Raw genomic sequence first — 12,364 nt, 5'->3', positions numbered from 1 at the left:
CTTTTGGATAGGTCCTGACATGCTGGAACCATGCGGACAATCCTGAACGTCATCTGGCTGGTCCTGGCCGGGATCTGGCTGGCGATCGGCTATGTGATCGCCGGAATCATCTGCTGCGTCCTGATCGTCACGATCCCCTTCGGCATCGCCTCGTTCAGGATCGCCGCCTACGCGCTGTGGCCGTTCGGCAGGACCGTCGTGCGCGACTCCGACGCGGGCGCGATGTCGACCATCGGCAACGTCGTCTGGCTGGTCTTCGCGGGCTGGTGGCTGGCGCTCGGGCACGTCATCACCGCGATTCCGCTGTTCGTCTCGATCATCGGCATTCCGCTCGGCGTGGCCAACATCAAGATGATCCCCGTCTCCCTCCTGCCTCTCGGCGCGCGTATCGTCGAAACCTGACACGAGATGGGATTGTCACAGGTCGTCGCGGGAAGTGACCGGTGACAACGAATACCTTGGGTGCCATGACGTCCACCGACGTACCGCCGCGCTCCAAGCGGCGCGGCCCGCGGCTCAGCATGAGCCGCGCGAGGGAGCGGCTCAACTGGGTGCTCGACACCCGGTCGTGGGCCATCGTTCGCGCGTCCGTGGACGCCGGCGTCACCTACCGGGTCACGGGCCTGGCCGGTGAGGCCGCCTTCTTCGCGCTGCTGTCACTGCCGCCGTTCGTCCTCGCCCTCATCGGCGTGCTGGCCAAGCTCGGCGTCTGGCTCGGGCCGACCATCGTCGAGGAGGTGCGGACCTGGGTCGAACGGCAGGCCGCCCTGCTGTTCACCCCCGAGGCCGTCGCGGGCGTGGTGACCCCGCTGATCGAGGACGTGCTGCGCGACGACGCGGGCAAGGTCTCACTGATCTCGCTCGGCTTCCTGCTGTCGCTGTGGTCGGGCTCGAGGGCGCTCTACGTCTACGTGGACCTCATCTCCGTCGCCTACGGCCTGGGCGAGGAGCGCGGCATCATCCGCACCAGGCTGATGTCCTTCGGGCTCTACCTGATCGGCCTGGTGATCGGCATCATCGTCATGCCGGTGCTGGTCATCGGGCCGACCCTGCTGAAGGACGGGCTGCCGCCCGACTACGGCGCGCTCGTCGACGTCCTCTACTGGCCGATCGTGATCCTCGGCTCGGTCATGTTCCTGACCGTGCTCTACCACGTGAGCGTCCCGGTGCGCACGAAGTGGTACAGGGAGCTGCCCGGGGCGATCCTGGCGCTGTTCCTGTGGATCATCTGCGCGGCCGTGCTGCGCGCGGTCCTGGCCGCCTGGATCTCGCCCGTCTCCATCTACGGCTCGCTGGCCACGCCCATCGCCGTGCTGTTGTGGCTGTACATCACCGCTCTCGCCGTCCTCATCGGGGCGATACTGAACGCCGAGGTCGACAGGCTGTGGCCGGGCGACGGAGCGACGAGGGCCAGCCGTACGGCCGGCTGACATCCGATATCGTCTAGGCGTCGCGACTGGCGCATTTGGGTGGGGCTACCACCGGGGAGCGGAAGGGGCGAAGGCCGAGCGCCTGGGTCTTCGCACATTGTCAATGACGACAGGGGAGTCATGAGTTCTCTCGCCAACGTGGACCCGCAGATCGCCGACCTCATCAAGGCCGAGGAGCGCCGCCAGGCCGACACCGTCAAGCTGATCGCCTCCGAGAACTACGTCTCCAAGGCGGTGCTCGAGGCCACCGGCACGGTCCTGACCAACAAGTACTCCGAGGGCTACGCGGGCAAGCGCTACTACGAGGGCCAGCAGGTCATCGACCAGATCGAGACCGTGGCGATCGAGCGTGCCAAGGCCGTCTTCGGCGTCAACCACGCCAACGTGCAGCCCTACTCGGGCTCGCCCGCCAACCTGGCCATCTACATGGCCTTCCTGCAGCCGGGCGAGACCGTCATGGGCATGGGCCTGCCCTTCGGCGGCCACCTGACCCACGGCTGGTCGGTCAGCGCCACCGGCAAGTGGTTCAACCCCGTCCGCTACGGCGTGCGCCAGGACACCGGCCGCATCGACATGGACGAGGTCAGGGAGATCGCGCTGCGCGAGCGGCCCAAGCTGATCTTCTGTGGCGGCACCGCGATCCCGCGCACCATCGACTTCGAGGGCTTCGCCGAGATCGCCCGCGAGGTCGGCGCCGTCCTCGCCGCCGACATCGCCCACATCGCCGGTCTGGTGGCCGGTGGCGCGCACCCCTCGCCCGTCGGTCACGCCGACGTCATCTCCACCACCACGCACAAGACGCTGCGCGGCCCGCGCGGCGCCATGCTGATGGCCACCTCCGACGAGCACGCCACCGCGCTGAACAAGGCGGTCTTCCCCGGCCTGCAGGGCGGCCCGCACAACCACACCACCGCGGCGATCGCCGTCGCCCTGCACGAGGCGGCCCAGCCGTCCTTCCGCGAGTACGCCGCGCAGGTCGTCGCCAACGCCAAGGCCCTGGCCGAGGAGCTGTCCTCGCGCGGGTTCGACCTGGTCTCGGGCGGCACGGACAACCACCTGATCCTGCTCGACCTCACGCCCAAGGGCATCGGAGGCAAGCCCGCCGCGCAGGCGCTCGACAGGGCGGGCCTGGAGACCAACTACAACACGGTGCCGTTCGACACCCGCAAGCCGTTCGACCCATCCGGCATCCGCATCGGCACCCCCTCGGTGACCTCCCGCGGCATGAAGGAGGCCGAGATGCGGCAGATCGGCGCGTGGATGGACGAGGTCGTCACCGCGCTGGCCAAGGGCGACGCCGAGGACGTCATCACCCGAGTCCACCACGAGGTCAGCGAGCTCACCGCGCAGTTCCCGGCTCCCGGGCTGGGCTGACCCTCACCGCACCGCCGACGCGCCCGCCGCCCCCTCCTCGGGGGACGGCGGGCGCTGTCATGAGCCGCCCATGGCCGGGGAGAGGAGCGACGCACGAGCCCGCGTCGGGGCGCCGGCCGCCTGAGCGGCTGGGCCAGGCGGGCCACAGGGCTCGCGTGGTAAGGTGCCCGCAGGCAGACGGCCACGAGACACAGGAGGTGAGGACTATGCGGGTCTTTCTGAGCTGCACGCTGTCCGAATTCCTCCGGGTGCCCGCCTGACCGATTCCGCGCGGGGCCCGGTTTCCCGAAGGGTACCCAAGCGTTGAACACGCACGATCTTTCTCTGCTCGGCTGGACCGACTCGCTGGCCGCCGAGCTTCCCGCGGGCACCGTCCCCGCACGAGTGGCCAGGGTGGACCGCGGCGCCGCCGAGGTCATCTCCGCCGACGGGCACCACCAGGTCAGGTACGGCTCCCGCGTACGGCGGGCCTCGTCCGACGACCCCGTGGCCCTGCCCTGCGTCGGCGACTGGGTGGCGCTCAAGGAGCTGCCCGAGGGGCGTCACGAGCTCGAAGCGGTGCTGCCCCGCCGTACCGCCTTCGTCAGGGGCGGCGTCAGCCGCACCTCGCGTGGCGGGCTCTCAGGCGACGGTCAGGGGCAGGTGCTGGCGGCCAACGTCGACCTCGTCTTCGTGGCCGAGCCGTCCATGCACGCCACCGACTTCGCCGACCTCGGCCGCATCGAGCGGCTGGTCGCGCTGGCGTGGGAGAGCGGCGGCACGCCCGTCGTCCTCATCACCAAGTCCGACCTGTTCGAGCGGGGTCTCGACGACCTGCTGGCCGACGTCGCCGCCGCCGCGCCCGGCGTGGCGGTGCACGCCGTCTCCTCCGTGCAGGGCGAGGGGGTCGCGCTGGTGCGTGACTACCTGGCGGGCTCACGCACGGCCGTCGTGCTCGGGCCCTCGGGCGCGGGCAAGTCCACCCTGGTCAACGCGCTGGCCGGGGACGGGGTCATGGAGACCCAGCTGGTCCGCGCGGGCGACGGCAGGGGGCGGCACACCACCGTGCACAGGGAGCTCATCCCGCTGCCGGGCGGTGGGCTGATCATCGACACGCCCGGCATCAGGCGGGTCGGGCTCTACGAGATGACCGACGGCGTGGACCTGGTCTTCGCCGACATCGAGGCGCTGGCGGGCTCCTGCAGGTTCGGCGACTGCGGGCACGACGGCGAGCCCGGCTGTGCCGTACAGGCGGCGGTGGAGAGCGGCGAGCTGGCGGAGCGGCGCCTGGAGAGCTGGTTCAAGCTGCAGAGGGAGGCGGCCTGGATGGCCGGCAGAACCGACGCCAGGCTGCGCAAGGAGCAGCAGAACAGGTGGAAGATCATCCACAAGGAGATGCGCCGCTCGGGCCGCAACAGGCCGTAGCGGGGCCGTTCCCGCGCCGGCACCGGTGACCTCGCGTGGAGGTCACCGGTGACCCGGTTCACGGGGAGGGCTTCCCTCCGGCAGCGGGTATCACCGCGGTATGGCGCATCTCTTCATCGACAGGGCGCAGGCGGGCGCCCTGCTGGCCGAGCGCCTGCTCGGCCTGCACGACCCGGTCGTGCTGGCGCTGCCCCGCGGCGGGGTGGCCGTGGCGCTGCCCGTGGCGCGCAGGCTCGGCGGGGTCCTCGACGTCCTGGTCACCAGGAAGATCGGCTACCCCGACTCGCCGGAGCTGGGTGTGGGGGCGATCGCCGAGGGCGGCGAGCCGGTCTTCGACGAGGAGCTGATGGCCCGCCTCGACCTCACCACCGCCGACCTGGAGGAGGTGGTGGAGCGCGAGCGAAGGGAGCTGGCGCGCAGGGTGCGGGTCTACAGGGGGAGCAGGGCGCTGCCGGACGTGGCGGGGCGCGACGTCGTGGTGGTCGACGACGGGCTGGCCACCGGCGTCACCGCCAGGGCCGCGCTGCGCGCGCTGGCCGCCGCCGAGCCCGACAGGCTCACGCTGGCCGCACCGGTCGGAGCGGCGCGGACGGTCAGGATGCTGCGCGGCGAGGCGGACGAGGTGGTGGTGCTGGCCACGCCGCCGGACTTCCGCGCGGTCGGCCAGTGGTATGAGTACTTCGACCAGCTCGGCGACGCCGAGGTGCTCGCGCTGCTGCGGGCGCGCTGAGTCTCAGACGAGCGCCGCCCAGACGAGCTTGCCGCCGCCTGGGGGATGAAGCCACCCCCAGGCCGTCGCCAGCGCCTCGATGAGCGGCAGCCCCCTGCCGAACTCGGCGAGAAAGCCCGAGGTGGAGGCCACGGGCACGGCTCCGCTGAAGTCCTGTACGGCGCAGCCGAGCCTCCTTTCCGAGCACATCAGCCTGAGCGACATGGCGCCGCCCCCGTGCCTGATGGCGTTGGTGATCAGCTCGGAGACGACGAGCTGCGCGTCGAAGACGGCCGTCTCGCCGGAGTCCCAGCCGGTGAAGGTGGCGCGCACGAACCGCCTGGCGCTGCCCACCAGCGCGGGATCGGCGGGCATCGTGAACTCCAGCAAGGCGACCTGCTCGCCAGGTTCGCCTGACAGCAGGGCCTCGAGCCACGCGGGCGGTGCGGTGCCCTTCGTGGCGTGCCATGGTGCTGCGGAAGTGGTCATGGAGGTCCCCGGGGCTCGGATACTTCACGCGGTCCAAGTGTCCATATTTACGGCGGGCGCTTACCGATGCAAGACTTTTCATGTTTTACAGATGCAAGTCGCATTTGCACGTGCGCTTGGAACGTCCCACTGCTGATCCGTGTAAGACTGAGATCTTTCCCGACGAAGGAGACGGCGCAATGGAAGCGGCGGAGAATGTGCGGCCCCTGAGCCCCGCCAAGGGCGGCGGCCCCACGGTGCTGCGCATCCTGCTCGGCGCCCAGCTGCGTCGGCTCCGCACGGCCAAGGGCATCTCCAGGGAGGACGCGGGCTACGCCATCCGCGCCTCGCACGCGAAGATCAGCCGCCTCGAGCTGGGCCAGGTCAGCTTCAAGGAGCGCGACGTCGCCGACCTGCTCACCCTGTACGGCGTGATCGACCCCGACGACAGGGCGCGCCTGATCGAGCTGGCCAGGCAGGCCAACCAGCCTGGCTGGTGGCACAAGTACAGCGACCTGCTGCCCGGCTGGTTCGAGGTCTACATCGGGCTGGAGGGTGCGGCCTCGATCATCCGCACCTACGAGAACCAGTTCGTCCCAGGGCTGCTGCAGTCGCCCGACTACGCCCGCGCGGTGATCTCGCTGGCCCACGACAGGGCGCCGGCCGGCGAGATGGAGCGCAGGGTGGCGCTCAGGACCACCAGGCAGCAGCGGCTGACGGGGGAGCGGCCCGTGTCGCTGTGGGCGGTGCTGGACGAGGCGGTGCTGCGCCGCACCATCGGCGGCGCGCAGGTGATGCGCGCCCAGGTCGAGCACCTCATCGAGGTCTCGGAGCTGCCGAACGTGACCGTCCAGGTCATGCCGTTCGACAGGGGCGGGCACGCGGCGGCCGGCGGGCCGTTCTCCATCCTGCGCTTCCCCGAGCCCGAGCTGCCGGACGTCGTCTACATGGAGCAGCTGTCGAGCGCGCTCTACCTGGACAAGCTCGCCGAGTCCGAGCACTACACGAAGGTCATGGACAGGCTGAGCGTCCAAGCGGACACTCCCGCCGAAAGCCGACGATTTCTTGAGCGGCTGCGCAAGATCGTCTAGTTGCCCGTATCCTCATGCCCTGCAAGCACTGATGCACGTGCATTCGCGCGCACGAGGAGGAACCATGGGGGAGATTCCCAACGGCATCACCGCGAGCAGTCTCGCGGTGGCCTGGCGCAAGGGCAGGCGCAGCAATCCCGACGGCAACTGCGTGGAGGTGGCCGCGCTGCCGACGGGTCAGTACGCGGTCCGCAACTCCCGCTTTCCCGACGACCCCGCACTGATCTACACCAAGGCGGAGATCACCGCCTTCGTCCTGGGCGCGAAGGACGGGGAGTTCGACGACCTGATCGCCTGAATCCTCGCGGGAGGGCGTGGAGGCCGGGTTCCGAAAGGGCGATGCGCGTGGTCACCGGCATGACGAGAAGGCTCCGGTTCGCTGAACCGGAGCCTTCTTCGCTTGAAACGTCTTGGGCCCTTCGCAGAAGTGAAGGGCGCTCGCCTGATCAGGCAGTTGTCCCGACCGGGTTCGAGTTGGTCATCGGGACAACTGCGTGATCACGCAGCTTTCTGGGCGCTGCCGGGGTGGAACTCAGGCGGCGGAGATGCCGGCGCTGGCCGCGCGGCGCATACGACGACGACGCTCGGAAGCGCGCTCGTCCTCGTTCAGACCGCCCCACGTGCCGTACTTCTCGGGCCGGGACAGCGCGTAGTCAAGGCACTCGGCGCGCACGGGGCACTGGCCGCAGATCGCCTTGGCCTTCCGCTCGCGAACGTCACGCTCGGGCTGCCGCTCGCCGTCGGGACCGAAGAAGAGCACGAGGTCCTCACCTCGGCACGCGGCATCATCCTGCCAACCCCAGCTGGGGCGCGGGCGGGCGATCTGCCGACGTACCTGAGACATGAGAAAACCACCTTCGTGAGAGGTATTTCGTAGTTGAGCCGCATTGGACGCTTTCGGCGTCACTGTTCCAACGCAGGGGTGGACCGTGATGTTCCCGTGATCAGGTGAGGGCGGGCGTGGCGTACCGCACAGGCGCGAGCCTGTCCAGCGAGACCAGCCGGTAGGTGGTGATCGTCTCGGCGCAAGCCGTACCACACGGTGCTTGGAACACCGATGGCTCAACCACAACCTGGAACCGGACCTCACCGCAGCGCACGATGGCTTCGGTGACGTCGCCTTCCGACCTTGAGGATTCCACGGCCACTCCGCCGACCGAGAGCTCACCCGTGTGGACACGGGCGAAATGCTCGGCGGCTTGCGATGGCTCAGGGATGCCTGCGCGTCCCCGGTAACGGTCGAGAATCACCTCGCCGGACCGGTACGCGTTGGCCGCTGCGATCGCAGCAGCCTGAGACATGCTGCCGTAGAAAATTCCGTGTGGCAAGCACACGAGGTTGGCGGCGTAGCGATCGCCGCCAACATGTGAGGTTTCCCACACTCTGTCCGGCAAAACTTCTGCCAGGCGACGAGCGAGGGGTAGTCCAATGCGGGCGCAACACGCATTGCGCTTGGCGTGCGTGCAGACCAGAAATACCGGCTCGTCTTCAAGTATGCAGGACTCTGGGACCACTCCGGCCATCACGGCGTCCAAGTCAAGATCGTCCGGACCTGCGATGACACCCCCCGCGAGCCAGGGGTTCTCTCCCGCCGCGTAGCCGACTAGCACACGCAGGCCCTGCCCCCGCTGGCGGGTCCTGCGCCCCGGACGGCGGATCAACTGGGGCCTGATACCGCGTTCCGACGCTCTGCGCACGAGTTCCGCGATGTCGGTGGGAAGGTCGCAGTTCTCCAGATGTGACGCCCACGGACCGTCGTGCTCGATCAGCAGCCACATGCGGGCGCCCACTGTGGCGCTCGCAAGGGTCGGCACGTCACCGGTGTGAGCGCCGGCCGGATGGTCACAGCCCCTGCGCATGTGTCACTTCCCCCGATCCCCGTCTTAGGTAAGACTAACCTAACGCTTTAGGGGGTGTGCGGGAGGGGCCAACACGCGTTCAGAGAGTCAACGCGTGACGGGCGGCGCCGGTCGCGGCCTCCCTGTCCTCGGCGACGAGCCCGATCCTGGTGCGGCGATCGAGCAGGTCCGCCTCGTCGAGCGCGCCCTCGTGCCTCACCGCCCAGACCAGCTCGCCGAGCGTGACGCCGGCGCCGACAGGCTCGGGGTGCTCCCGCGTCAGCGCCCGCACGGCCTCGGCCTCGCCGCCGTACCGCGCGGCCAGCCGTGAGGAGCCGTCATAGGGCCGCGCGCCGACCAGGGGGAGGCGATGCGTCACGCAGGGCCCCGCGGGCAGGTGCCTGAGCTGGACCGCACGGTCGACCGCGTCCTGGGCCATGCGCCGGTACGTGGTCAGCTTGCCGCCGGTGACGGTGATCACCTCGTCCGCCGACGTCAGGACGGCGTGCCTGCGAGACAGGTCGGCCGTGCGGCCCTCGGCCTCCAGAAGCGGCCTGAGGCCCGCGTAGGCGCCCGCCACCTGGCTCCTGGCCACCGGGACCTCGAGGACGGTGTTGAGCACGGTCAGCAGGGCGCTCACGTCCGTCTCGGGGACCTCGGGCACGTCGGGCACCGGCCCCTCCAGCGGCTCGTCGGTGAGCCCCACGTGGACCCGCCCGTCGGCCTGGGGGAGCACCAGGGCGAAGCGGTTGCTCTCGCCGGGAATCGGCACGTGCAGCCCCGCGCGCAGCCCGGCGAGGGTCTCGCCGCGCAGCACCAGGTGGGTGCCGCGCGAGGGCCGCAGCCTGAGGCCGGGAGTGAGCCCGCCCGCCCACACGCCCGCCGCGTTGATCACCGCGCGCGCCCTGATCGTGAACGACTCGCCGGTCAGCTCGTCGCGCACCTGCGCCCCTTCGCGGTGCAGCTCCAGCGCCCTGCACCTGGTCAGGATCCGCGCTCCGTGACCCGCCGCGGTCCTCGCGAGCGCCACCACCAGGCGGGCGTCGTCCAGGAGCCTGCCGTCCCACGACAGCAGGGCGCCGCGCAGGCCGCGCTCGCGCAGCACGGGCGCCAGCCCCCTCGCCCTGGACGTGGACAGCCTGGATGGCCCCGGCAGCAGGCGGCGCGGGGTGCGGGCGGCGGCGCGCAGCCCGTCGCCCATGCGGTAGCCGGTCATGACCAGCGCCGCCTGCGCCCTCGACACCTCGGGGGTGAGCGGCAGCAGGTACGGCGCCGCCGTCACCAGATGCGGCGCGGTGCGGGTGAGCAGGATGCCGCGCTCGACCGCGCTCTCGCGCGCCACGCCGACCTGCCCCTTGGCCAGGTAGCGCAGGCCGCCGTGGATCATCTTGGAGCTCCATCTGGAGGTTCCGAAAGCCAGGTCGTGCGCGTCGATCGCGGCTACTGTGAGGCCACGGGAGGCGGCGTCGAGCGCCACTCCCGCTCCCGTCGCGCCGAGCCCCACGACCAGCACGTCCACGGTCTCGACGCGAACCCGTTCCAGCTCGGCCAGCCTGCGCGCGGCGTTCAGTGAGGTGTTCATGTGAGATACCTCTCCAAGAGGGTCGCCAGTTCGGCGTCGAGTGTCTCGGGGTCGGCCATGGTGTGGGCCGACAGGAGGAACGACTGGGCGGTCAGCAGCACGGCCCGCGCCCGCGCGGGGGTCATCGCGCCTTCGAGTACGGCGAGGATGGCGTCGTGGCTGGCGCCCCTGCGCCGCGTCAGGTACGGCAGCAGCAGCTCGGGGTCGACGTCCACGATCTTGCGCCACAGCGGGTGCTCGCGCAGCGCGCGCACGCCCTCGACCACGGCGGCGACGGGGTCCGACAGGTCGAGACCCGACACCACCCGCAGCCACTCGCGCGTCATCAGGTCGCCCACCAGGCTGCCGACGTCGGGCCAGCCCCGGTAGATCGTCATGCGCGACACCCCCGCCCGCCTCGCGACGTCGGTCAGCGTCGTACGCCGCACCCCGTAGGCCAGCACGCAGTCGTACGCGGCGTCCAGCACGGCGTCATTGTGACGAATTGCCGTCATATGTCACAGTGTAAGGCGTGGAGAACGAACCGATGCTGTGGAGCGGCTGGGGCGACCCCGCCAAGGCCCGCGAGCTGCCCGACCAGATCCGCACGCTCCTGCACGACCTCATGGGCGTGCGCGAGCCGGCCGAGGCGGCGGCGCTCGAGGAGGTGCGGCTCCCTCAGCCGACGCTCTCCCCTGCGGCGCTGGCCGAGCTGGCCGCGGTGGTCGGCGCGGCGCACGTGCGCACCGACCACGAGAGCAGGGTCAGGCACACGAGGGGCAAGTCCACGCCCGACCTCATGCGCATGCGCGAGGGCGACGCCTCCGACGCGCCCGACGCGGTCGTGCTCCCAGCCGGCCACGAGGAGGTGCTGCGCGTGCTCGAGGTGTGTTCCGCGCGCCGGGTGGCCGTCGTGCCGTTCGGCGGTGGCACCTCGGTCGTCGGCGGGCTCGTCGCCGGCCAGGGCGTCGTCGCGCTCGACCTGGGCAGGCTCGACCGCCTGGTCTCCGTCGACACCGAGTCGATGGTCGCCGAGCTCGAGCCTGGGCTGCGCGCCCCCGACGCCGAGCGGCTGCTGGCCGAGCACGGGCTGACACTGGGCCACTTCCCCCAGTCCTACGAGTACGCCACGCTCGGCGGGTTCGCGGCCGCGCGCTCCAGCGGCCAGGCCTCGGCCGGCTACGGACGCTTCGACGACATGGTGGTCGGGCTGACCGTCGCCACTCCGAGCGGCGCGCTCGACCTCGGCAGGGCGCCGAAGTCCGCGGCGGGGCCCGACCTGCGCCAGCTGGTCCTCGGCTCCGAGGGCGCCTTCGGCGTCATCACCTCCCTGCGCCTGCGGGTGCGCAGACGGCCGTCCGCGACGGTCTACGAGGGCTGGCGGTTCGAGTCGTTCCAGGCGGGATCGGCGGCGATGCGCAGACTCGCCCAGGAAGGGGTGCTGCCTGCCGTCCTGCGCCTGTCGGACGAGACCGAGACGATGATCGGACTGGCCAGGCCCGAGGCCATCGGCTCGGGAGACTCCGGCTGCCTGCTGATCGCCGGGCACGAGAAGGACCGTGAGGCGGCCGCCGCCGTCCTCGCCGAGCAGGGCGGCGCCCACCTCGGCGCCGAGCCTGGCCAGGCCTGGGAGCACGGCAGGTTCGCCGCGCCGTACCTGCGCGACTCCCTGCTCGCGGCGGGCGCCACCGTCGAGACGTTGGAGACGGCGGGTTTCTGGTCGAACCTGCCCAGGCTGTACGACGCGGTGCGCCTCACCCTGCACGCCGAACTCGGCTCACCCCTGGTCATGTGCCACATCTCGCACGTCTACGAGACCGGGGCCTCGCTGTACTTCACCGTGGTGACCAACCAGGGCCTGCCCGAGTGGGAGCGGGCCAAGCGGGCCGTCAACGAGGCCATCGTGACAGCGGGCGGCACGATCTCGCACCACCACGGTGTCGGCAGGGACCACAGCCAGGCCTACGCCGAGGAGATCGGGCCCCTCGGCGTGGAGATCCTGCGCGCGGTCAAGCAGCGGCTCGACCCGCAGGGGATCATGAACCCCGGCGTCCTCATTGCTTGTCCGCCTCCCTCAGCAGGTTGAGGGCCTCGTCCTTGCGGTCGAGGGCGGTCAGCACGTCGGCCACGCAGTGCAGCGTCATGGCCAGCGGCGCCCCGCCGAGCCCCCTGGCCAGGCCGAGCGCCTCCTCGGCCATCGGCAGCGCCCGCGCGGGATCGCCGCGCGCCAGCCGCAGCTTCGCGCCCTCGCGTAGCGCCCTGACCAGCAGGCCCGTGTGCGCGACCGGGTCGCGGGCCGCCAGCCCCCTGGCGCCCGCTATCGCTCTTTCGACGTTCCTCACCGCTCGCCCGCCGAACCGCCGCTGCGTCGCGGCGTAGGCGAGCAGCCCCTCGACGGCGTCGGCACTCAGCCCATCCCCTGAACCGTTGCGGGCCATCGCAGCCCCCCGCACGATCGACAACCGCTTGCTTGGGGGATGAAGGCTACC

The 12,364-nt window shown here is 70.8% G+C and carries 14 protein-coding genes and 1 riboswitch; of the genes, 8 read left to right on the top strand and 6 right to left on the bottom strand.

The genetic code is table 11. The features are described 5' to 3' along the window. Positions 1-30 precede the first annotated feature (30 nt). From ABFX55_RS07740 to ABFX55_RS07720, 5 genes are all read left to right on the top strand, one after another. Entirely contained in the window at positions 31-402 is a 372-nt protein-coding gene (locus tag ABFX55_RS07740; RefSeq protein WP_183646197.1) for a YccF domain-containing protein, read from the top strand. A 65-nt stretch (positions 403-467) separates the two neighbouring features. Continuing rightward, the gene (locus ABFX55_RS07735) at positions 468-1,430 is read left to right on the top strand and encodes a YihY/virulence factor BrkB family protein (RefSeq protein ID WP_346119018.1); all 963 of its coding nucleotides are present in this window, start codon (positions 468-470) and stop codon (positions 1,428-1,430) included. A 12-nt stretch (positions 1,431-1,442) separates the two neighbouring features. Next, positions 1,443-1,525, top strand: a riboswitch (ZMP/ZTP riboswitch). Between the two features lies 1 nt (position 1,526). Further along, on the top strand, positions 1,527-2,804 hold the full coding sequence (gene glyA, locus ABFX55_RS07730; protein WP_428834758.1) for a serine hydroxymethyltransferase: 1,278 nt from the start codon (positions 1,527-1,529) through the stop codon (positions 2,802-2,804). 303 nt (positions 2,805-3,107) lie between these two features. Continuing rightward, positions 3,108-4,208 carry a ribosome small subunit-dependent GTPase A gene (gene rsgA, locus ABFX55_RS07725; protein ID WP_346119016.1) on the top strand — a complete coding sequence of 367 codons (1,101 nt, stop codon included), beginning with the start codon at positions 3,108-3,110 and terminating at the stop codon, positions 4,206-4,208. 100 nt (positions 4,209-4,308) lie between these two features. Beyond that, entirely contained in the window at positions 4,309-4,938 is a 630-nt protein-coding gene (locus ABFX55_RS07720) for a phosphoribosyltransferase (RefSeq protein ID WP_346119014.1), read from the top strand. Between the two features lie 3 nt (positions 4,939-4,941). Here the strand turns inward: ABFX55_RS07720 and ABFX55_RS07715 are convergent, their stop codons facing one another. Further along, positions 4,942-5,406 (bottom strand): ATP-binding protein, encoded by a 465-nt coding sequence (locus ABFX55_RS07715; RefSeq protein ID WP_346119012.1) that lies wholly within the window; start codon positions 5,404-5,406, stop codon positions 4,942-4,944. A 179-nt stretch (positions 5,407-5,585) separates the two neighbouring features. Here ABFX55_RS07715 and ABFX55_RS07710 point away from each other — a divergent pair, with 179 nt between their 5' ends. Continuing rightward, a complete protein-coding gene (locus tag ABFX55_RS07710; protein WP_346119010.1) occupies positions 5,586-6,476 on the top strand; it encodes a helix-turn-helix domain-containing protein in 891 nt (296 codons plus the stop codon). A gap of 64 nt (positions 6,477-6,540) precedes the next feature. Next, entirely contained in the window at positions 6,541-6,774 is a 234-nt protein-coding gene (locus tag ABFX55_RS07705) for a DUF397 domain-containing protein (RefSeq protein WP_346119008.1), read from the top strand. A gap of 234 nt (positions 6,775-7,008) precedes the next feature. On the opposite strand, the gene ABFX55_RS07700 is transcribed toward ABFX55_RS07705, so the two are convergent. The 4 genes from ABFX55_RS07700 to ABFX55_RS07685 all read right to left on the bottom strand — a co-directional run bounded on the left by ABFX55_RS07700 (position 7,009) and on the right by ABFX55_RS07685 (position 10,390). Next, entirely contained in the window at positions 7,009-7,320 is a 312-nt protein-coding gene (locus ABFX55_RS07700; protein WP_183646185.1) for a WhiB family transcriptional regulator, read from the bottom strand. 100 nt (positions 7,321-7,420) lie between these two features. Further along, complete coding sequence (locus tag ABFX55_RS07695; RefSeq protein WP_346119006.1) at positions 7,421-8,254, bottom strand: sucrase ferredoxin; 834 nt, start codon at positions 8,252-8,254, stop codon at positions 7,421-7,423. 160 nt (positions 8,255-8,414) lie between these two features. Next, entirely contained in the window at positions 8,415-9,896 is a 1,482-nt protein-coding gene (locus ABFX55_RS07690) for a glycerol-3-phosphate dehydrogenase/oxidase (protein ID WP_346119004.1), read from the bottom strand. Next, positions 9,893-10,390 carry a TetR/AcrR family transcriptional regulator gene (locus ABFX55_RS07685; protein ID WP_346119002.1) on the bottom strand — a complete coding sequence of 166 codons (498 nt, stop codon included), beginning with the start codon at positions 10,388-10,390 and terminating at the stop codon, positions 9,893-9,895. Before ABFX55_RS07685 ends, ABFX55_RS07690 begins: the two co-directional genes overlap by 4 nt. A 32-nt stretch (positions 10,391-10,422) precedes the next feature. On the opposite strand from ABFX55_RS07685, the gene ABFX55_RS07680 reads away from it, so the two are divergent. Continuing rightward, a complete protein-coding gene (locus ABFX55_RS07680) occupies positions 10,423-11,961 on the top strand; it encodes an FAD-binding oxidoreductase (RefSeq protein WP_346119223.1) in 1,539 nt (512 codons plus the stop codon). Here ABFX55_RS07680 and ABFX55_RS07675 read toward each other — a convergent pair. Beyond that, positions 11,930-12,313 carry a hypothetical protein gene (locus ABFX55_RS07675; RefSeq protein WP_346119000.1) on the bottom strand — a complete coding sequence of 128 codons (384 nt, stop codon included), beginning with the start codon at positions 12,311-12,313 and terminating at the stop codon, positions 11,930-11,932. The two genes, ABFX55_RS07680 and ABFX55_RS07675, sit on opposite strands and share 32 nt — an antisense overlap. Positions 12,314-12,364 lie beyond the last annotated feature (51 nt).

It is taken from the genome of Nonomuraea roseola, from assembly GCF_039535395.1.
Taxonomy (GTDB): Bacteria; Actinomycetota; Actinomycetes; order Streptosporangiales; family Streptosporangiaceae; genus Nonomuraea; species Nonomuraea roseola.
This window is presented reverse-complemented; position numbering and strand designations above follow the sequence as displayed.